Genomic DNA, 19,107 nt, shown 5'->3' with positions numbered 1-19,107 from the left:
CAAGAACAAACAGCTTTTTAAATCGGGTGAGATGGGTCGCCTTGGCACAAAATTCGACCAAAAGATTACCGGCAAAACGATATAAACTGCTGAGCAACATCGACGCGCGAAGCGAAATGACCAGCCAGAATTGTCCCCTGTCTCTCGCATACGGAATCGAAGGCGGTCAGGCATCGCGCTTTGCTTCAGCCACCTCACGCAACCAAAAAAATGACGATGCCCTGAACCCAAATTGCGCGCACTCGGAATTGCCGCGATTGTCCGATTTGAGAACGCGCTTCTGCTTGATACTCAACCGCTCAAATCTTCTACGGCTTGGCGCACAGCAGCGATCATCTGCGGCGCCAAACCGTTGTGACCCAGTCTCTCAATCTCCTCAAATTGAAGCTTTCCAGCTTGGGCAAAGGCACGGGCAGGTTCAATCGGGCATATTAGGTCATCCGCCCCATGGATCAAACGATGTGGGAGTACGGCGATTGTATTTGGATCTCCGGGGCCGGTAGCAGGTAGGAAGAAATTATTAAGCCAGTACCAAAGGTACACGCGGGTGCGATTTATGTCGCTTTGGGTGACGGATGCCGGAAGCCGCACAGTGCCGGGTTGCGGTCCATGAAACGCATCTTCAAGCGCCATCACACGGCGGGCTGCCTCACGTGCTTGCGCGTCATTATCTTCCATACGGGCAAACCATGCTATGGCAGGATGGAGCTGTTCTGTCTCATCGAGAGGATCGAGAAACAGGCCGCGCGCACGCTGCCCGGCTTCGAAACGCTTTGCCCTATCGCGCAACATCCACTGGTCCATTGAAGGGCGGCAGATATGCGTGCTGCGCACGATCAATGCGCGTACCCGATCAGGATGAGCGGATGCGTAGGCCAATGCCAGTGCGCCACCCCATGAACCACCCAGCACTATCCAATCTTCATATCCCAGGGCCATCCGGATAGCCTCGGCATCGCGTAGGGTGTGCTGGGTCGTGTTTGCAGTGACCCGACCAGCTCTGCCCGACAACCCTGTTCCGCGTTGGTCAAAAAGAACCACCCGATGGCGGTCGGCGTCGAAATAGGCTGTGTGCTGCGGGTTGAGACCCGACCCTGGCCCCCCATGGAAAATGAGCGCGGGCGTATCGCCATGCCCCCAAATCTGTACGTTCAAGCCGTCTATTGGGACAGGTTTAAAAGTGTTCATCGGTAGGACTGCGACCTCCTTTATCATTATCTCGCGACTGTCTTACTGGTGATGCTCTTCAACGAAGTTCGACGCGAAAGCCAATACGCCACGATGGCCAATACCCCGCAGATTACAAAGGTGAGCTGCATCCCGTTGGCAATCGCTTCAGCAGATGCTGCCTCGACGGTGCGGGCCCCGATCCCAAAGGAAAAGACCGTCCCCATGACAGAGGCGCCGAAAATAAGGCCCAGATTGCGCGACAAGCCAAGCAGCCCTGAAACTGTCCCCCGCTGATCTGCCCGAACCCCCACCATGATCATGGTGTTGTTGGCGGCCTGAAACAACTGGTATCCCGGTGTCAGGATGCTGATAGCGCCAATGTAACCAATGACACCGAATGCGACTGGCAGGACCGCAAGCGCAAAGGTCCCGGTGGTCAGAGCAATGAGCCCAAGCGACAGAACACGCGCTGCCCCCCATGCATCCACTAGCCGACCCGATGGGACGCCGAGGAAGATCGATATGATTGGTCCGACCGACATGACAAGCCCCACTTTCGCCGCGCTCAGCCCAAGAGACTGCCCCAGAAAGAAGGGGCCTATCAGCAAAGTGGTCAACATCACATTTGCCACCAGAAAATTTGCCGCAAGGCCGGGGATAGCGCCGCTCTTTCGCAGTGCAGTTAGTCCGACCAGAGGTGTTATCCCAGAGGAAACACTTGCGGGCAAAAGCCGAACGGCCAAAATGGCCGTAGTCAGGCTCATCGGCACCAGGACAAAGAACACTCCTTGCCACCCGAGTTTTCCAATCAGCACGCCACCCAACGAAGGTCCCAGTGCGGTTCCGACCGCCGACATCGTGCCCAACAGGCCCATGGCTTGCCCGACACGCTCTGTTTCAAAAATATCGCGAACGAGTGCGACGGTCAGCACCATGAGGAATGCAGCGCCAATTCCCTGAAGAGACCGCGCGGCACTCAACACCTTAAGATTGGGCGCCAAGCCGCAAAACGCAGAGGCCAGCGCGAAAAGTATAAGCCCGAAGATCAGCATCTGCTGTCGTCCAAAGCGGTCCCCAAGTCGTCCAGCCAGCACAGAGAACAGCGTCAGTGTCGCGAGATATGCGATCACCACCCATTGCACTTGATGTACCGGCGCTTTCAGGTCCTGGGCGATTGCAGGCAAGGCGATATTGGCAATGCTGGTGCCCAATGAGGCCAGCAGCATGGACAGGGAGAAACACAACAAAGCGCCGGGTCTCGTTGTCTTCAATGCATTTGATTTGATGTGCACCACTATTTTCCTCTTGTCGGAATCGCTACAGAAGGCGACGTTACGAATTCAAGTCGACTTGAGGTCAAGCATGAAACTTTTGGATATAGGCGAGGTGTCGAAAATGACCGGCACCCCAACTTCAACGCTGCGTTACTATGATGAGCTTGGCCTGATTTCGTCTGTTGCGCGGCACGGGCTTCGTCGGCAGTTCACGCCGGATGTCTTATTGCAACTAGCCCTGATCACGATGGGCAAATCTGCGGGGTTTTCACTTGAGGAAATCTCGGGGATGTTCGGCCTTGATGGAACTCCGAATATCCCCCGGCAAGAGTTTCACATTCGTGCGGATGCGCTGGATCGGCAAATCCGCGAGCTGACGGCGCTGCGCGATACCCTGCGACATGTGGCGGATTGCCCGGCGCCATCGCATTTGGAATGCCCAACATTCAGACGGCTCATCGACCTCGCCCATCACCGGGGCACGAAGAAAGCCAGTGGCAGGTAGCGGCAAGCCAACTACGAATTTTTAGTATACCGCTGAGGGGTATGGTCGGCCCGCACCATGGATGCAATGCCGATATGTAAATGTCCGAAATACACTAATTCAGATCGAAGTGAGCGGCCAAACTGTCAATTATCATATCAAGGACTTGGGCGCGGTCAGTTCCCACGGGATCAGTGCAAACAGGATCGTCCTGCTCTTCGATCAAAATCGCTTCACCGGCGGGCTTACATAATCCAAGCGCGGTGAAATGCGTTGCGGGCGCGATCGTCATCACCGCAGCCTGAGGAACCAGCGCCTCAAAATTGCTTCCCAGAGCGCTCGTGTCTGTTGCATTCAGCCTGTCGGCCCCGTCACCCAATCCAATCAGAAAAAGCGAGGCTGTCACGTCCCGCACATCCTTATGCGCAAGATCCCAAGTTAGTCCCGGATCAATGGCTGCGACGGCACTGACCCGTGGATCCTTGTAAGATGCCTCATATTTTTCCTGGTCGATTGCGGTTACATTGACACCCTCTGCCGTCAACTTTGCGCAAAATTGTGACCCTGCCCCTGCGGCCTCGCAATAATCGAAAAATCCGTCACGATTGCCCTGGACGCCCGCAAGCGAAAGGGCTGTCCAGCCACCATAAGAGAAGCCCGTGGCGTAGATCCGTGAAGTGTCGATGAGGGGGGCGAAAACCGGGTCTTGCAGCGCGTGATCCAACGCGGTGGACATGTCCTGGGCGCGGGTCCAATGATTAAATGCAGTATCGAAATCCAAATCTAAGGTCGTGCTGCCTGGATGGTTTACTGCCACTACGATTGCACCTTGCGAGACCAACCCCGCACTAAGCCACGCCATTCGTGCATAATTGCCGCCCCATCCGTGTGAGAGAAGAACAACCGGATGTTGCCCTGGCACCGGCCTGGCGTTTTCGACTACTGCTGTTCCATAGAACACTGCATTTTCTGCAAACATAGTCTGGCGCTGACCTGCCGCAGGGAACATGACAGCCATTTGCATGTCCTGATCATGATGAGGTGCGGCAATCGTCAATTCGACGAGGCCGACATCTTGTGCAGCAATTTCCGTGCCCGCCGAAAGGGTCATGACGAGGGTAAGAAGAGGAAGTTTCATGGCGCGCCTTTTTTGTAGGGTGGCATTAGTGTCGGCCTACATTCAGACGCTGTCGGGATTTCATACGACCTGAATCCGGTTTAAGGTCGCGCAGATCAGGATTTAGGTCCTATGACAGACGAAAACGGACCCCCCTGATGCCAGTTCTACCAATCCCAATGATTACTGCCCTGCTGCTTTCGGGCTTTCTTTTACATCGCTTTCTGACCCGCAAAACCCATCCCACGCTTTTGGTCCTCATCGGATGCTGCGCAGCACAAAGTGCGGTTATCGCGCTTGTGCAATATTATGGCTTTACGGGTCTCAGGGTCGTTCAGCCCATTCTTGCGACTGTAATTGCCGCATCCGCGTGGCTGTCCTTTCGTCAGGCCTCGGTGGGTTATCTGCGCAGACAGGACTTGTATTTGCATGCGGTAGGTCCGGCCCTTGCGATAAGTTTTCTGGCAACCCAACCCGAAGCGCTGGACGTGTTGATCCCCTTTCTCTTTGCGGCATACGGTATCGCCATCGCGTTTATGCTCTTGTGCGGCGAAGATTGTTTGCCCCATAGCCGCTTAGAAAACGGGCGCATGATTGTTTGGGTTTGGCGTGTTCTGGCCATCGCTTTGATCGCCTCAGCAGGCAGCGACATATTCATTGGAGTCCGCCTTGCATCCGGAGACACCGAGGTCTTGCTCTGGCTGCCAAGCCTGTTTTCCGCAATCACATTGCTCATATTAGGGGCGCTCAGCCTATCGCATGCAATCGAAAGCCAGAGCATTGGCTCTGACACTCGCGATGCGTATTCCAAGCAAGATAAAACCCGTGACACCGCTATTGTCGAAAAGCTCGACGCCTATATGGAAACACATAAGCCATATCTCGATCCCGATCTCACATTGGCCCGGTTGGCCCGAAAATTGCAGGTTCCAGAAAAGCAGCTTTCAAGCGCAATCAACAAAGGCAAAAGCGAGAATGTATCTCGCTACATCAATAGGCATCGGATATCTCACGCTTGCGCCGTAATGAAGACTGGAAAATCGGTGACCGAGGCGATGTTGGCCAGCGGGTTTAACACCAAGTCGAACTTCAACCGCGAGTTCTTAAGGGTGATCGGCGTCAATCCGCGTCGCTGGTTGAGGTCTCTTGTGGAAGCGCCCGATGAAAGGGTCAAAACCTAAGACGTTCTGGTGTACCAAGCATCCTTGCCACAGCTGCCGAACCTTGATTTAGGACATCGGCGTCAGAGCCGTGAAAGCCGTCAAACAGTGAGAACCCGATCTCTATTCTGTTTTCTGTCAGCATGATTATATTACTATCAGGAAAAACTGATGCTATGGTAATCCGAATAGAATTGGGTATTGCGCCGCGCCTGCTTGCAGAACCGGTTTGGACACGTGTAGCAAGACGTTGAAAGAATGAAATTGAAAAAACGCGACAAAGAAATGGCAGCAAACCTGACGCAGGACCCACATTCCGTTCGTTCGGGTGACAGAGAGAAAGTTCTTGAAGTTGCCATCGGCCGCGAGGTTCGTGCCTTTCGCAAACAGCAGAACATAACGGTCGCAGAGCTGGCCCAGTTGACCGGCCTGTCGATTGGCATGCTGTCCAAGATCGAAAACGGAAATACGTCGCCGTCCTTGACGACTCTGCAATCGCTGGCGGATGCGCTTTCGGTTCCTTTGACAAGCTTTTTCCGACAGTTTGAAGAACGCCGCGAGGCGGTTCATACAAAAGCAGGAGAAGGCGTCGAACTGGAGCGTGAAGGAACACGTGCGAACCATCAGTATAACCTGTTGGGACATATTGGTGCCAACGGATCCGGCGTGATCGTCGAACCGTATCTGATTACCCTGACCGCTGAATCAGATGTGTTCCCAACTTTCCAACATGGCGGGATCGAGACGATTTACATGCTGGACGGTGAGGTGGATTACCGCCACGGGGACCAGATTTACCCGCTAAAACCCGGCGATACCCTGTTCTTTGATGCAGATGCTCCGCATGGGCCCGAACGGCTTGTCAGCCTGCCGGCGCGGTATATATCAGTTATCAGCTATCCGCAGACAAACTGATCGGTTTGCGCAATAAGAAATCTGTGGGTCTGTCATAGCCTTCGCGACTGCCCGTGCTTACGATCGTGAACCCCAGCCTCGAAAATACGCGATGGTTTTCAGTAAGTTCCACGCGTGTTTCCAGTTCCAGCGCAGGTAAGCCAAGCTCTGCTGCACGGCGTTCAGCATGATGCACTAACCTGCGGCCGATACCCTGACCCCGCAATCCATCCTTCACCGCAAGCTTTCCAAGGTACAAACTGTCTGGCTTGGGCGTCAGAAACATACACGCGAAAAGTGGTCGCCCAACGGCCCAGATTTCGCCGCCACCCTGACAATGCACCTGCATTCCTTCCACGTTCAGACTATGGATAGAAGACGGAGGGTCGATCCGGGCATCCATGTACTGAAATGACCCGCGAAGCAGCGCAAGCACGTCATACAATGCAAAATCGTCACTCGAGATGAGCCAAGGCGCTTCGCCCGGATCAATCATATGAGTTGAGAAATTTCGCAAGTCTCGCTTACTTAGACAAAGGTGGTTCCGTTTCCAAATCCGGCCAGATCCCCGGAGATGTGGGCAACCCGTCGTCAAACTGGCTGAGATAGTCCAACATCATGGGGCGGTTATCGATGAACCCTTTATAGGTTGCCAGCTCGACCGGCAGGTCCCGGATGACCCGATGCAGACGGCGGCCCCATTTGGGAACGGTCATCAGGTCCTGAAAACTACACAGGTAGCAGCGGATCGGGAATACCAGGGCGTTGGATCGCGGCAGGCGGAAAAAGGTTTGCAACTCGACCCGCAGATACTGTTTGTGCGCTATGTTTTCAGGTGTCAGCGTCGTCTTCTGGATACCCCATTTGTGATAGTTTTCCGGGCTGGTATCCAGCAGCGGATTCACTGTCATAGTCCAATTCAGACGCCGTGCCGGGGCACCCTGTTGAATGTTCAGCAGGAATTTCAGGGCGCGTTGGAAAATGCCCATTTCATGGGCTTTGGGAACCGGCGCGTGCCATTCGAAAAAGTTCATTCCGATGTCAAAATCCAGGCTCCAATCCGCTTGGGTCGTCACCATTCCCGCGTCCATCCACAGCATCTCGTCACGCTGATCCAGCACGGCGAAATCACCCTGTGCCTGACGGGTGATGTATTCCATCGGCCCGTACGGAAGCGTGGTTTCGTCCATGAAGGTAAAGCTGTGATCAATGCCCATCGGTTTGTTGACCCAGCGCCACTGGTTGCCATTGCGATGCAGTTCGAACAGATCGGGATAGTCTTCGGATTTGCTGACCATGATCAGCTCCAGCAAGTCCCAACCGGCCAAAGTCATATGCGGCAGTGACTGGCAGCGCAACGGATCCTGATCCAATACCATGGCGCGGTCTTTCATCTCGGACACATAGTGTTCGTCGACGTCGAACCGCATCTCGTAGACCGATCCTTTGGGCCCGCCGCGATGCTGTTCCATGTTGACCGAATACATATAGCTGTCTTCGTGAAACGGAAACGGAAAGCGTTTGATCGCCCAGTCCGAGTTGTGAAACGTATAGTCGTCGCGGAAGGATTCGTCGTTGAATTGAATGGTCATGTTGGGCCTCCTCTCAACGGTCCAGCACGAGGGACTTGCCCTCGAAACGCGATACACAGGGCATGATTTTCTTGCCCGCAGCCTTTTCTTCGCCGGTCAGCCAGTGATCGCGGTGAACGAAATTACCTTCATGGTCGAGCACAACGGTTTCGCACTGACCGCAGGCCCCACCGCGGCACAGATATGGTGCGTCCACGCCTTCACGTTCGATGGCCTCCAGCAGGCTTTCGTTTTCACCCACATGAATGACCTTATCCGATGCCGCCAAGCGCACCTCGAACGGTTTGCCGGGCTGAGGCGCCAGGAACTCTTCGTAGTGCACGCAATCTTCGGGCCAGCCTTCGGCGGCAGCCGTGTTTCGGACCCAGTCGATCATGCCCTTTGGACCACACACATACACATGCGTTCCCAGGGGTTGCCCGCTGAGTAGATTTTTCAGATCAATCGCCTGGCTCTGATCGTCATAGTACAGATGGGTTTCGTTCGGATGTCTGTCTGTCAGTTGCTCAGCATAAGATGCCAAGGCAGTGTTTCGGCACGCGTAATGCAACTCCCAATGCCCGTGCAGCAATTCCAACTGTTTAATCTGTGCCAGAAACGGGGTGATCCCGATGCCACCGGCCAGAAACAGATGCTTGCGGGCGCGCAAGTCCAGTGAAAACAAGTTGACCGGATAGCTGATGGTCATCTCGTCGCCCAGCTTGACCTGGCGGTGCATGAACAGCGACCCCCCCCTGCCCTCATCATCGCGTCGAACTGAAATTGTATAAGATGACTGATCAAACGGATCTGACATCAACGAATAGGGGTTAAGCCGTGTAATGGCACCATCCTGCATTTCGACCACAGTATGTGCCCCGCCCGAAAAGGTTGGTAATGGCGCGCCGTCGATACGTTCGAACCGGAACCGCGTCACCAATTCGTTCAGCGGAGTGATCTCGGTCACCTTGACCTGAATTTTCTCAGCACCGCTCATTCGTAAATCCCCTTCGACTCGGGCACATTACCATGATCCTCGGCGTCGATACGGACGCCCTGATAGGCGGCAAGACGGCGGGAGTAGTGATCGCGCACAAACAGGTTTAGGCCGCAATGTGAACAGACAAACGGGTCAATCTCGACGTCTTCGGTGATGCCTTTGCAATGCACGCATTGCATCCGACGGGCGACCGATCCGCGATGTTCGGTCTGGATCGCCGTGTGTGGCAGACCCACAGCCATCACTTCATTCATGGCCTGCCCCATCATGCCTTCGGTGCCGGTCAGGTAGACCTGCAATCCCATATGCGCGTCCTCCAGAACCCTGCGAATGCGCGGCAGAGACGCCTCGAAAGACGGGCCTTCATAGAACTGAGCAGGGTTCAATGCCCTTATCTTTTCCGCGAAATCCGTGCCTTTCGGGATATAGATCAGATGGGTTTTGGCCATCAGGTCAGGTGTTGCGATGTCGAGAATGGCTTCGGCCCCTTGGGCCTCGGCTATCATGAGATGATGTTCGCCCTGGCGAACCTCTAGCGCGCCCCAGACCGGGCGGCTTGCGATTGACTTGGGAAATTCGAACTTTGACATTGTGCCCTCAATAGGAAAAGGGCGCCACGGTGTGTCCGTCGCGCCCCCTGAAACTCAGCCCTTTGCGGTTCTGATCGATTTGTCCTGATCGTAGAACGGCATCTCTTCCGCAGTTGCCGTTATTTCTGTCCCATCGCCGTTGCGCACCGTCAGCTTGGTGCCGGGTGATGCACATGCGACCGGCATCCGCGCGATACCCACATTGTGACCATTGATATCAGAATACATGCCGAAGGTGACAACGCCGACTTTCTCGCCGTTTTGCAGCAGATCCGCGCCTTCATCCGCCGGCGTCGTGCCGTTCAGTTTGACGCCATAGATCTTGAACCGCTCTTTGCCTTGCGATGCATAGTGGTTCTCGGCGCCGATAAAGCCGGTTTTTCCAGGTGAGACAGTGAAATCCAGGCCCAGTTCCCACAGTGTATCGCCGCAGGTATCGCCATCGAACGGATAGGTTTCGGAATTGTCGCCGGGGTAAAACAGCAGGTAGCTTTCGGTGCGCAACAGGTCGAGCGTCGAGAACTGGACCGGGACGATGCCCATATCCTTGCCATCAGCCAGAATGCTGTCCCACAAGTGAACGGCGTGCTTGGCCTGACAGAATATCTCATACCCGCGCTCGCCGGTATATCCGGTCCGCGAAATCATCACCGGGCAGCCATAGAGTTTGGTCTGCATGATGCCGAAATAGGCCAGATCCCGAATTCCGGGGATGTGCTTGGCCAGGAAGTCTACAGCCACCGGACCCTGCAGCGACATGTCATGCATGTCATCATCGAAGATGACCGAACAATTCTTACCCGCCGCCACGGATGTCAGCTGCTCCATTCCGGTGCCTGTGCCATGCACCACCAGCCACGTGTTCACCGACAGGCGATAGATGATGCAATCATCAACAAACTTGCCTTCGGCATTCAGGATCGAGGCATATGTCGACCGCCCCGGCATGATCTTTTCGACGTTCCGCGTGGTGACACGATCAATGACATAGGCGGCATCCTCACCAACCACGTGAACCTTTTTCAAGCCGGAAACATCCATAAGACCAGCTTTGGTTCGAATTGCTTCGTAGTCAGCTTTGGCGCGTTCAGGGCTTTGGTCATAGAACCAAGCAGTCCCCATCCCGTTCCAGTCTTCAAGCTCGCCGCCGATCTGGGCGTGGCGCTGCGCAAGGGCCGACGTTCTCCAAAGAATGGCCATGGTTCGGTTCTCCCGTTGATCGTTTTTGTTGCCCATATTGAGGCCGATGTTGGGTTGAAAATCAACACTTGTGTGCAGAATTTTTTCCTGTTGGGAATATTTGCCTGCAATTTTTGCACCCTAAGAACATTCGAGAATATTGATATTTCTTTTCTTTATCTGTGGCTTAGTGCGTTTTTGGACGTGTGGGGACATACATCAAGCACAGACCTTAAAGATGTTTGCCCCACATATCTATTGACAGGTCGCCAATGAGATTGTCCCCTTAGTATACAATTATTCCCAGCAGGAAATGCTTCGCAGAAAGACCTCCTGCTGCAACAACAGGGAGACTACGAAGTGGATGGCAATCTAAATGCACTTACGACGGTCTTTACCGAGTTTTATTACTGGGTAACGGTCGTCTTCATGTTCCTCATCCATGTGGGCTTTTGCATGTACGAAGTCGGTGCCAGTCGGGCCCGTAACCATATGCACACATTGATGAAAAACATCATGATCATCCCGCTGGTGACGGTCACGTTCTTCTTCTTTGGATGGTGGATCTACTGGGCGTTCCCGAACTTTCCGTTCTGGGGCGGTCTCGACACCGAAGCAGGTGCCGCAAATCTACCGTGGGCGAACACAATGGCAACCAATTTGGACGACAGAATCACAGGGGTCTTCTGGGCCGCATTCCTTCTGTTCTCGTGGACAGCCGCCTCGATCGTTTCTGGTTCAGTGATCGAACGGATCAGGTCATCGGCTTTGTGGGTCCATGCAGTCATGATCGGGTCCGTCTGGTGGATCATCGACGCTGCTTGGGGCTGGCACTATGGTGGCTGGATGGTGCGTATATTGGGGTATCACGATGCTTATGCGTCAGGCGTTATCCATGCAATCGCAGGTGGTTACGCACTTGGTGTGATCATGGTACTGGGTCCACGACTTGGCAAGTTTGCCAAGGATGGAACGCCGCGGGATATTCCTCCGCATAATCCATGGTTGCTGACCATCGGAATTTTCCTGATCTATACCGGGTTCTGGGGCTTCTATGCCGCCTGTAACGTTCCGGTAATCTCGCCCGAGGTTATCGACGGTCAGATCGTTGGCGCCACCTGGACTGCAACCAACATCTATCTGGCTCCGACCACGCTGTCGGCGATTACCTTTAACTTCCTGATGTCGCTGTCGGGTGGGTTGATGGCAGCCTATGTCGTCTCGAAGGGAGATGCCTTCTGGACCTTCTCGGGCGGTCTGGCCGGTATCATCACCGCGTCTGCTGGAAACGATTTGTATCACCCGATCCAAGCGATGATCATTGCCGCAATCGGCGTCGTGATCGTCTATAATCTGCACTACTGGGTAGAGCGTCGGTTCAAGCTGGACGATGCCGTTGGTGCCGTTGCCGTGCATGGCTATGCAGGTGTCGTCGGGCTGGTCATCGCGGGCTTTGTCCTGTGGGGCGTGCCTTCGTCACCATATGAAGGTTATGCAACCATCAACCCGATCGGTCAGATCACGGGTGCGGTCATCATGTTCTTTGTCCTTGGGTTCCTGCCAGGCTGGGCTCTGGCGAAAATGCAATCCGCTGCCGGCGTACTGCGCATCCCGGAAGAAGTTGAACTTCAGGGTCTCGATTACGCTGAACACCATGCCTATGAGGACGCCAAAGCTGCCATTATCGAAGCCGATAAAGAAGAACTGGCCGCCCGTGGCGTAGCAGTGAAATGAGGGAGTAAGATATGTCTACGAATGGTTATACAAACTGGGCCGTGGATCTGGCCGAAGTCGGGCCGGTCTATCCCTTCCAAGGTTACGAAGTTCTAATGGTCATCATTGGTGTCGTCTTCTGGGTTGGCTGGCATCGCATCCAATTCGTCCGCGAAGCTGAGCACCTGGAAAAGGCGCGCCACACCGGTGACGAAGAAAAGGTGAAAGCACAGTTGGAGCGATATTGATCCAGCCTTGAATGCTTGCAATGGGCGCGAAAAACACAGGTCGCGCCCATTGCCTCTTAGGAAAAAAACTTTCCTATGATTATTGATGTCCCACTGATTTGTTGGTACCGTCGAATCATAATGAAACACATAAGGAGATCTGCCAGCCATGTGCGGAATTGTTGGATTATTCCTCAAAGACCAGTCTCTTGCGCCCCAACTGGGCAATATGCTGACAGACATGCTGATCACGATGACAGATCGTGGCCCCGATAGTGCCGGTATTGCAATCTACGGCTCTGAGTCCGATGGCAAAACCAAGATTACAGTTCAGTCCCCCAACCCCGAAACGGACTTCGTCGACTTGGCTGATGAGCTAGGCAAAAGACTTGGCGTGACGGTTGGTCAGGCAGACAATGATACACATGCCGTCTTGGAAATTCCCGCCCGTCAGTTCGAAGCCGCGCGCGCCGCGCTGGCTGAAATCCGGCCGACGGTTCGTATCATGAGTCGTGGCGAAAGCCTCGAAATCTACAAGGAAGTTGGCCTGCCCAAGGATGTTGCAGACCGCTTCAGCCTTAGCGGCATGAGCGGCACTCATGGCATTGGACACACACGCATGGCGACGGAATCCGCCGTGACAACAATGGGCGCACATCCGTTCAACACGGGGTCCGATCAATGTCTGGTTCACAACGGGTCGCTGTCCAACCACAACTCGTTGCGCCGCAAGTTGCGCCGCGAAGGCGTTACCATCCAGACAGAGAACGACACCGAAGTTGGTGCCGCATACCTGACCTGGAAAATGATGAATGGCGCCACTTTAGGGGAAGCTCTGGAATCCAGCATTGATGATCTGGACGGGTTTTTCACCTTTGTAGTAGGGACCAAAGACGGGTTTGGCGTCGTACGTGACCCAATCGCTTGCAAGCCTGCAGTGATGGCAGAAACAGATCAATATGTTGCCTTTGGCAGCGAATACCGCGCCTTGGTGAACCTGCCAGGAATCGAAGACGCCCGAGTTTGGGAACCTGAACCGGCCACCGTATATTTCTGGTCGCACAACGACAGTCCCACAACCCACGAAAAGGCCGCCTGAAATGCAGACCTATGATTTAGAGGCAGACGGACTGCGTGGATTGAACTCGTCCCTGCAGGCGCAAAACGCCGAGACCAACCAAACCAGCTGGGAAATTGTAAATCCAAAAGGCAGCCATGCGATTGCTGTCGGACTGGACGCGCCGATCGAAGTGACGGTCAAGGGGTCTACCGGATACTATTGTGCCGGCATGAACCAACAGGCGACCATCAAGGTTCAGGGCTCAGTTGGTCCGGGTGTGGCTGAGAATATGATGTCCGGCCAAGTCATCGTCGATGGCGACGCCAGCCAGTATGCCGGGGCCACAGGCCATGGTGGGTTGCTGGTCATCAAGGGTAACGCAAGCTCGCGCTGCGGTATTTCGATGAAAGGTATCGACATCGTGGTGCATGGCAATATCGGCCACATGTCCGCCTTCATGGCACAGGCAGGAAATCTGGTCGTCTGCGGAGATGCGGGCGATGCGCTGGGGGATTCACTCTACGAGGCACGGCTGTTCGTGCGTGGTTCGGTCAAAAGCCTCGGTGCTGATTGCATCGAGAAAGAAATGCGCCCAGAGCATCTGGATATTCTGAGGGATCTGCTGGACCGCGCTGGCAGCGACGCCAAGCCGGAAGAGTTCAAACGCTATGGTTCGGCTCGTCAGCTTTACAATTTCGACATCGACAATTCCGCAGCTTACTGAGGAAGAAGGGTATGAAAGATATGGACGATCAGATCCCCCGCACCCTGCCGATTCAGTCGGCGACATTTACCAATCCGATCAATGCTGAGATCCGTCGCGCCGCTGCGACAGGTATCTATGACATTCGTGGCGGTGGCGCCAAACGGAAAGTTCCTCATTTCGACGATCTACTCTTTCTGGGTGCGTCGGTGTCGCGCTATCCGTTGGAAGGCTATCGGGAACGTTGCGATACCTCAGTAACGTTGGGCACGCGCTTTGCCAAAAAGCCGATCGAGCTGGATATCCCGATCACCATTGCGGGTATGAGCTTTGGCGCATTGTCAGGTCCGGCGAAAGAAGCTCTGGGCCGCGGCGCATCCGCAGCGGGCACGTCAACCACCACCGGTGATGGTGGCATGACGCCCGAGGAACGTGGCCACTCAACCAAGCTGGTGTATCAATACCTGCCCTCACGCTATGGCATGAATCCCAACGATCTGCGTAAGGCTGATGCGATTGAGATTGTGGTTGGCCAAGGCGCCAAACCCGGCGGGGGCGGTATGTTGTTGGGTCAAAAGATCAGTGACCGTGTGGCCGAGATGCGGACCCTGCCCAAAGGAATTGACCAACGGTCCGCTTGCCGCCATCCAGACTGGACAGGGCCGGACGACCTTGAGATCAAGATCCTCGAACTTCGGGAAATCACTGATTGGCAAGTGCCTATCTATGTGAAAGTTGGCGCCACGCGCCCCTACTACGACACTGCATTGGCAGTGAAAGCCGGGGCGGACGTTGTCGTCATGGATGGCATGCAGGGCGGCACCGCTGCGACGCAAGACGTATTCATTGAACATGTCGGGTTGCCAACACTGTCATGCATCCGCCCTGCCGTTCAGGCATTGCAGGATCTGGGCGTACATCGTGAGGTTCAGTTGGTCATCTCGGGCGGCATTCGCACCGGGGCCGATGTGGCTAAGGCATTGGCGCTGGGTGCAGATGCAGTTGCCATTGGCACGGCTGCTCTGGTGGCCCTTGGGGACAACGATCCCAAATGGGAATCCGAATACCAGAAGCTGGGCACAACCACTGGCGCTTATGACGATTGGCACGAAGGTCAGGACCCGGCAGGGATAACCACGCAAGACCCCGATCTGGCTGCGCGTCTTGACCCGGTTGCTGCGGGTCGCAGGCTGCGCAACTATTTGAAGGTGATGGCGCTTGAGGCCCAAACCATCGCGCGCGCATGTGGCCACAATCACCTGCACAATCTCGAACCTGAAGACCTGTGTGCCCTGACAATGGAGGCGGCCGCCATGGCGCGAGTCCCCTTGGCGGGCACCAGTTGGTACCCGGGCAAGGAAGGGTTCTGAACCGATGCTGCGCGGCTCCCTGATGGGGGCCGCGTTTTTGCTTTGAAAAACTAGAATTCAACAGGGAAAGGAAAGCAATCGTGACGACAGATCTCGCAGCTTTCGCAAAAGAAAAAGGCGTCAAATACTTCATGATCTCGTTCACCGACCTGTTCGGTGGACAACGGGCCAAGCTTGTGCCGGCGCAGGCGATTGCCGACATGCAGCAAGATGGTGCGGGCTTTGCCGGGTTCGCCACCTGGCTGGATATGACACCGGCTCATCCTGACATGCTGGCAGTTCCAGACCCATCATCGGTCATTCAGCTGCCCTGGAAGCCCGAAGTGGCTTGGGTTGCTGGCAACTGCGTTATGGAAGGCAGCGATGTCGCGCAAGCCCCTCGTAACGTATTGCGCCGCCTGATCGACGAAGCTGCAAGCGAAGGAATGCATGTCAAAACCGGTATCGAAGCCGAGTTCTTCCTGATGACGCCGGACGGAGAACAGATTAGCGATCCTTTCGATACAGCTGAAAAGCCTTGCTATGACCAACAGGCCGTGATGCGCCGGTATGATGTCGTGCGCGAAATCTGTGACTACATGCTGGAACTGGGCTGGGGACCTTATCAGAACGACCACGAGGACGCCAACGGCCAGTTCGAGATGAATTGGGAATTTGACGACGTTCTGCGCACTGCTGACAAACACTCTTTCTTCAAGTTCATGACCAAATCGGTTGCTGAAAAACATGGGCTGCGTGCGACATTCATGCCGAAACCGGTGGAAGGCCTGACCGGTAATGGCTGTCATGCGCATATCTCGGTCTGGGATGCGCCAGGCGATGCGGCCAAGACCAACGTGTTTGCAGGCGAGGGCGACGGCCCGACCGGTGAGGTTGGTCTGGGAGAGCGTGGCAAGCACTTCCTCGGTGGCATCATGAAGCACGCTTCAGCACTGGCCGCGATTACTAACCCCACGGTGAACAGCTACAAACGCATCAACGCGCCGCGGACGATGTCGGGTGCAACATGGGCGCCCAACACCGTGACATGGACGGGCAACAACCGGACTCACATGGTGCGTGTGCCCGGCCCCGGGCGGTTTGAATTGCGTCTGCCGGACGGAGCAACCAACCCCTACCTGCTTCAGGCCGTGATCATTGCGGCTGGACTGTCAGGTATCCGATCCAAAGCAGACCCTGGCAAGCGCTGGGATATCGATATGTATGCCGAAGGCCATAAAGTGCGCGGAGCACCAAAGCTGCCGTTGAACATGCTTGATGCACTGCGCGAATACGACAAAGACAAAGACCTGAAGGGCATGATGGGCGCCGAATTCTCGTCTGCTTTCCTGAAGATGAAGCATCAGGAGTGGAATTCCTTCGTGTCGCATTTCTCGCGCTGGGAAAAGGAAAACACGCTGGATATCTGATCCGGTAAAACTGGAAGACATCGAGGTTGCGGCCTGTGCCGCGGCCTTGTTGTTCATTCACCAACAACGATCACGCCGGGATGTTCTTTTCAGTCAACACGCGCCGGGCGAAGATCGAGGCGCGTCTTTTGCACACATATCGTCAAACGGGGATTCCGTTGAAATTGTGCGCCTTTAAGACGGGAACCCAATCCCCGCATTGCACAGCTGCTTTGGGCGGCCCCTTGGTTGTCTAGGAAATCGGAATCATCCCTGGCTTGCGGCCGAAAAGCAGTCAATCAGGGCATGGGCTAAGGGTGCTGTGCAAAAGATGACACCTAATCGACGATATCGCGATCGAGCAAATCTTTATGACGTTCAACACTTTAGACCAGCTTCATCTAATCTGAACGGTCGGTTGTTTGACGACTGATTTCGAGACCCTGCAAATAGCCTATTCTGGGACTTCTTGTTCTTTTTCCCTATCCACCTCGATGCGCCAGTCGGGAACGTCGTTAACAAGCATCAATGCCGCACGTCGCAGGGAGGTTCGCATTTTATCCACCGTCGGGCCGCGCAGTTCACAATCTTCCAAAGCGGCGTCAAAGGTTTCCAGCCAAAGCTCTGCATCGGCCTCGCGAATAGGCACATGGGCATGTATTTCCCGTAAATCCATGTGGCCAAATCGTTCCCGGTAATATGCTCTCCCGCCCAAAAAACCGCTGAGGAACTCGAACTGCGCTTGCCTTGTATGGTTCAATCCGTGACCACGAAAATGCAGCCGGTGCAAGGAATACACAGCCGGATCGGCCTCCATTCGATCATAAAATTGTTCGACAAGCGCGCGCAGGCTCTCTTCGCCTCCAAGTTGATCCAAAGCCGAGGACATAGTGGATCCTCCGGGTCTCCATTGCCTAAATTATTGCATAACAGGAATATTAGTTTATCAACAGTGACATCTTGGCGCTGTTGATATCTGGGACCGAACACATGCCAATATGGTCGACACTACAACAATCTTCCCTTACATGAGCGCCCTTGCACTCGGGTTGCTAGCTGCGTTGTGCTGGGGCATTCATGATCTCTCGGTCCGCTATATCAGCCAGTCCGTCAGCGTGGTCGCCTCGCTTATGTTTGTTTTGCTCTTTGGTGCCATCCTGCAGATCGGGATGGTTGCAGCCTGGGGCGACATCAACTCCATATCGGGCAACGCGATGGCTTATGCGATTGCAGCAGGTTTTTTTTACCTCTTGGCCGGGCTCAGCATGTACGAGGCTTTTCATCGAGGGCCCGTGCGATTGGTTGCGCCGCTAGTTGCCAGCTATCCGGTCTTGTCCGTCACCGTCGCAATTTGGCGCGGCTCGATGGTCAGTGCGTGGCACTGGTTGGCCGTAATTGCAATCGGCCTCGGAGTATCCATCGTCGCAGCCCGCTCAGACAAAACCGAGACAACCTACCCTGCCCGTGGCCCAACCATTGTCTTGTCTTTGCTCGCCGCAACCGGGTTCGCCGCAGCATTTGCCCTGGGGCAATACGCGGCAGAGATCAGCAACGAATACACCGTGTCTCTAATCGGTCGAATCACGGCAATTCTGGTTCTGGCAGCGATAGCTTTTGCGTCTCGCAAGTCGATTTGGCCCGGCACAAAAGCACTGCCCCTATTGTGCTTAATGGGTTTACTGGATGCGGTCGCAATTCTCAGCGTGGTCGCGGCCGGTAGGTTGCCCAATGCCCAATATGCATCCGTCGCGGCTTCGGTTTTTGGACTACTGACTGTTGTCCTTGCCTGGGCAATCTTGAAAGAGCGTATGTCACCAAGCCAGTGGCTTGGTTGTGTCGTCGCGTTTGCCGGAATCGGCTATCTCGCGCTCTGAGGACGGCCTTGCGAATTGACGTGCCTGATGGGCTGCAGCCGGGCTGTTTCGCAGGCACTCAATCTCGCCTGAGCGTGGCGGTCCGGATTCACACAACGCTCGTAGTAGGGGGGATCGGAGGGAATTGGGAGGCGACACGCCAATGGATACGATCACCATGCACAAGTTACGACCTAAAAGGTCGCCAATACCTACCTAAATCAGAACGGAAAAAAGAACAGCCGCAGTTTGAACAGCGGCGGCCTCGTTTTAAGCCGTCAGGCCTTCTGGTTCGGGGAGTTTGTTTGCGCGGCATGCGGCGGTCAGGGTGTTGGCCAGCAGGCATGCGATTGT

Annotated in this window: 19 protein-coding genes; 10 read left to right on the top strand and 9 right to left on the bottom strand. The window is 54.9% G+C overall.

Annotated features, from left to right (window positions below):
• Positions 1-291: 291 nt before the first annotated feature.
• Both AC2FH2_RS14070 and AC2FH2_RS14065 read right to left on the bottom strand, forming a co-directional pair.
• Positions 292-1,188: an alpha/beta fold hydrolase gene (locus tag AC2FH2_RS14070; protein ID WP_496824025.1), complete on the bottom strand. Its 897-nt coding sequence runs from the start codon at positions 1,186-1,188 to the stop codon at positions 292-294.
• A 26-nt stretch (positions 1,189-1,214) separates the two neighbouring features.
• The gene (locus tag AC2FH2_RS14065; protein WP_281995746.1) at positions 1,215-2,462 is read right to left on the bottom strand and encodes an MFS transporter; all 1,248 of its coding nucleotides are present in this window, start codon (positions 2,460-2,462) and stop codon (positions 1,215-1,217) included.
• A 70-nt stretch (positions 2,463-2,532) separates the two neighbouring features.
• Here AC2FH2_RS14065 and AC2FH2_RS14060 point away from each other — a divergent pair, with 70 nt between their 5' ends.
• Positions 2,533-2,949, top strand: a complete 417-nt coding sequence (locus AC2FH2_RS14060; RefSeq protein ID WP_281973357.1) for a helix-turn-helix domain-containing protein — start codon at positions 2,533-2,535, stop codon at positions 2,947-2,949.
• A gap of 94 nt (positions 2,950-3,043) precedes the next feature.
• Here AC2FH2_RS14060 and AC2FH2_RS14055 read toward each other — a convergent pair whose 3' ends face one another.
• Positions 3,044-4,066: an alpha/beta hydrolase family protein gene (locus AC2FH2_RS14055; RefSeq protein WP_496824023.1), complete on the bottom strand. Its 1,023-nt coding sequence runs from the start codon at positions 4,064-4,066 to the stop codon at positions 3,044-3,046.
• Positions 4,067-4,203: 137 nt separating this feature from the next.
• On the opposite strand from AC2FH2_RS14055, the gene AC2FH2_RS14050 reads away from it, so the two are divergent.
• Together AC2FH2_RS14050 and AC2FH2_RS14045 are read left to right on the top strand one after the other, a co-directional pair.
• Positions 4,204-5,226: a helix-turn-helix domain-containing protein gene (locus tag AC2FH2_RS14050; protein ID WP_496824021.1), complete on the top strand. Its 1,023-nt coding sequence runs from the start codon at positions 4,204-4,206 to the stop codon at positions 5,224-5,226.
• A 237-nt stretch (positions 5,227-5,463) separates the two neighbouring features.
• Positions 5,464-6,120 (top strand): helix-turn-helix domain-containing protein, encoded by a 657-nt coding sequence (locus tag AC2FH2_RS14045; protein WP_185956716.1) that lies wholly within the window; start codon positions 5,464-5,466, stop codon positions 6,118-6,120.
• Here the strand turns inward: AC2FH2_RS14045 and AC2FH2_RS14040 are convergent.
• From AC2FH2_RS14040 to AC2FH2_RS14020, 5 genes are read right to left on the bottom strand one after another with little or no spacing between them, the layout of a single operon-like run.
• Positions 6,098-6,616, bottom strand: a complete 519-nt coding sequence (locus tag AC2FH2_RS14040) for a GNAT family N-acetyltransferase (protein WP_496824019.1) — start codon at positions 6,614-6,616, stop codon at positions 6,098-6,100. The genes AC2FH2_RS14045 and AC2FH2_RS14040 overlap by 23 nt on opposite strands.
• A 7-nt stretch (positions 6,617-6,623) precedes the next feature.
• Positions 6,624-7,691 (bottom strand): heme-dependent oxidative N-demethylase family protein, encoded by a 1,068-nt coding sequence (locus tag AC2FH2_RS14035; protein WP_142638490.1) that lies wholly within the window; start codon positions 7,689-7,691, stop codon positions 6,624-6,626.
• Between the two features lie 13 nt (positions 7,692-7,704).
• Positions 7,705-8,667, bottom strand: coding sequence for a PDR/VanB family oxidoreductase (locus tag AC2FH2_RS14030; protein ID WP_281973362.1), 963 nt, complete (start codon positions 8,665-8,667; stop codon positions 7,705-7,707).
• A complete protein-coding gene (locus AC2FH2_RS14025) occupies positions 8,664-9,260 on the bottom strand; it encodes a dimethylamine monooxygenase subunit DmmA family protein (protein WP_496824017.1) in 597 nt (198 codons plus the stop codon). The genes AC2FH2_RS14030 and AC2FH2_RS14025 overlap by 4 nt, the downstream gene beginning before the upstream one ends.
• A 54-nt stretch (positions 9,261-9,314) precedes the next feature.
• A complete protein-coding gene (locus AC2FH2_RS14020; protein ID WP_142638484.1) occupies positions 9,315-10,460 on the bottom strand; it encodes an aminomethyl transferase family protein in 1,146 nt (381 codons plus the stop codon).
• A 339-nt stretch (positions 10,461-10,799) separates the two neighbouring features.
• Here AC2FH2_RS14020 and AC2FH2_RS14015 point away from each other — a divergent pair, with 339 nt between their 5' ends.
• From AC2FH2_RS14015 to glnT, 6 genes are all read left to right on the top strand, one after another.
• Positions 10,800-12,173, top strand: a complete 1,374-nt coding sequence (locus tag AC2FH2_RS14015; RefSeq protein WP_142638482.1) for an ammonium transporter — start codon at positions 10,800-10,802, stop codon at positions 12,171-12,173.
• An 11-nt stretch (positions 12,174-12,184) separates the two neighbouring features.
• On the top strand, positions 12,185-12,400 hold the full coding sequence (locus AC2FH2_RS14010) for a hypothetical protein (RefSeq protein WP_142638480.1): 216 nt from the start codon (positions 12,185-12,187) through the stop codon (positions 12,398-12,400).
• A gap of 148 nt (positions 12,401-12,548) precedes the next feature.
• Positions 12,549-13,478 (top strand): class II glutamine amidotransferase, encoded by a 930-nt coding sequence (locus AC2FH2_RS14005; protein WP_496824015.1) that lies wholly within the window; start codon positions 12,549-12,551, stop codon positions 13,476-13,478.
• Position 13,479: 1 nt separating this feature from the next.
• Positions 13,480-14,163, top strand: coding sequence for a GltB/FmdC/FwdC-like GXGXG domain-containing protein (locus AC2FH2_RS14000; RefSeq protein WP_142638476.1), 684 nt, complete (start codon positions 13,480-13,482; stop codon positions 14,161-14,163).
• Between the two features lie 20 nt (positions 14,164-14,183).
• Positions 14,184-15,512 (top strand): FMN-binding glutamate synthase family protein, encoded by a 1,329-nt coding sequence (locus tag AC2FH2_RS13995; RefSeq protein ID WP_142638687.1) that lies wholly within the window; start codon positions 14,184-14,186, stop codon positions 15,510-15,512.
• An 80-nt stretch (positions 15,513-15,592) separates the two neighbouring features.
• The gene (gene glnT, locus AC2FH2_RS13990) at positions 15,593-16,921 is read left to right on the top strand and encodes a type III glutamate--ammonia ligase (protein ID WP_142638474.1); all 1,329 of its coding nucleotides are present in this window, start codon (positions 15,593-15,595) and stop codon (positions 16,919-16,921) included.
• Positions 16,922-17,354: 433 nt separating this feature from the next.
• Here glnT and AC2FH2_RS13985 read toward each other — a convergent pair whose 3' ends face one another.
• Positions 17,355-17,789, bottom strand: a complete 435-nt coding sequence (locus AC2FH2_RS13985; RefSeq protein WP_496702431.1) for a group II truncated hemoglobin — start codon at positions 17,787-17,789, stop codon at positions 17,355-17,357.
• 139 nt (positions 17,790-17,928) lie between these two features.
• On the opposite strand from AC2FH2_RS13985, the gene AC2FH2_RS13980 reads away from it, so the two are divergent.
• Positions 17,929-18,774 (top strand): EamA family transporter, encoded by an 846-nt coding sequence (locus AC2FH2_RS13980; protein ID WP_496824013.1) that lies wholly within the window; start codon positions 17,929-17,931, stop codon positions 18,772-18,774.
• The last annotated feature ends 333 nt before the right edge of the window (positions 18,775-19,107 follow it).

This window comes from Ruegeria sp. YTSA105 (genome assembly GCF_059610225.1).
The sequence above is the reverse complement of the archived record's forward strand: the minus strand, read 5'-3'. Positions and strand labels throughout refer to the sequence as shown.

Coding starts and splice junctions, on each gene's coding strand:
- AC2FH2_RS14070 (WP_496824025.1), bottom strand. CDS start 1,188: ATGAACACTTTTAAACCTGTCCCAATAGACGGCTTGAACGTACAGATT.
- AC2FH2_RS14060 (WP_281973357.1), top strand. CDS start 2,533: ATGAAACTTTTGGATATAGGCGAGGTGTCGAAAATGACCGGCACCCCA.
- AC2FH2_RS14055 (WP_496824023.1), bottom strand. CDS start 4,066: ATGAAACTTCCTCTTCTTACCCTCGTCATGACCCTTTCGGCGGGCACG.
- AC2FH2_RS14050 (WP_496824021.1), top strand. CDS start 4,204: ATGCCAGTTCTACCAATCCCAATGATTACTGCCCTGCTGCTTTCGGGC.
- AC2FH2_RS14045 (WP_185956716.1), top strand. CDS start 5,464: ATGAAATTGAAAAAACGCGACAAAGAAATGGCAGCAAACCTGACGCAG.
- AC2FH2_RS14035 (WP_142638490.1), bottom strand. CDS start 7,691: ATGACCATTCAATTCAACGACGAATCCTTCCGCGACGACTATACGTTT.
- AC2FH2_RS14030 (WP_281973362.1), bottom strand. CDS start 8,667: ATGAGCGGTGCTGAGAAAATTCAGGTCAAGGTGACCGAGATCACTCCG.
- AC2FH2_RS14025 (WP_496824017.1), bottom strand. CDS start 9,260: ATGTCAAAGTTCGAATTTCCCAAGTCAATCGCAAGCCGCCCGGTCTGG.
- AC2FH2_RS14020 (WP_142638484.1), bottom strand. CDS start 10,460: ATGGCCATTCTTTGGAGAACGTCGGCCCTTGCGCAGCGCCACGCCCAG.
- AC2FH2_RS14010 (WP_142638480.1), top strand. CDS start 12,185: ATGTCTACGAATGGTTATACAAACTGGGCCGTGGATCTGGCCGAAGTC.
- AC2FH2_RS14005 (WP_496824015.1), top strand. CDS start 12,549: ATGTGCGGAATTGTTGGATTATTCCTCAAAGACCAGTCTCTTGCGCCC.
- AC2FH2_RS14000 (WP_142638476.1), top strand. CDS start 13,480: ATGCAGACCTATGATTTAGAGGCAGACGGACTGCGTGGATTGAACTCG.
- AC2FH2_RS13995 (WP_142638687.1), top strand. CDS start 14,184: ATGGACGATCAGATCCCCCGCACCCTGCCGATTCAGTCGGCGACATTT.
- AC2FH2_RS13985 (WP_496702431.1), bottom strand. CDS start 17,789: ATGTCCTCGGCTTTGGATCAACTTGGAGGCGAAGAGAGCCTGCGCGCG.
- AC2FH2_RS13980 (WP_496824013.1), top strand. CDS start 17,929: ATGAGCGCCCTTGCACTCGGGTTGCTAGCTGCGTTGTGCTGGGGCATT.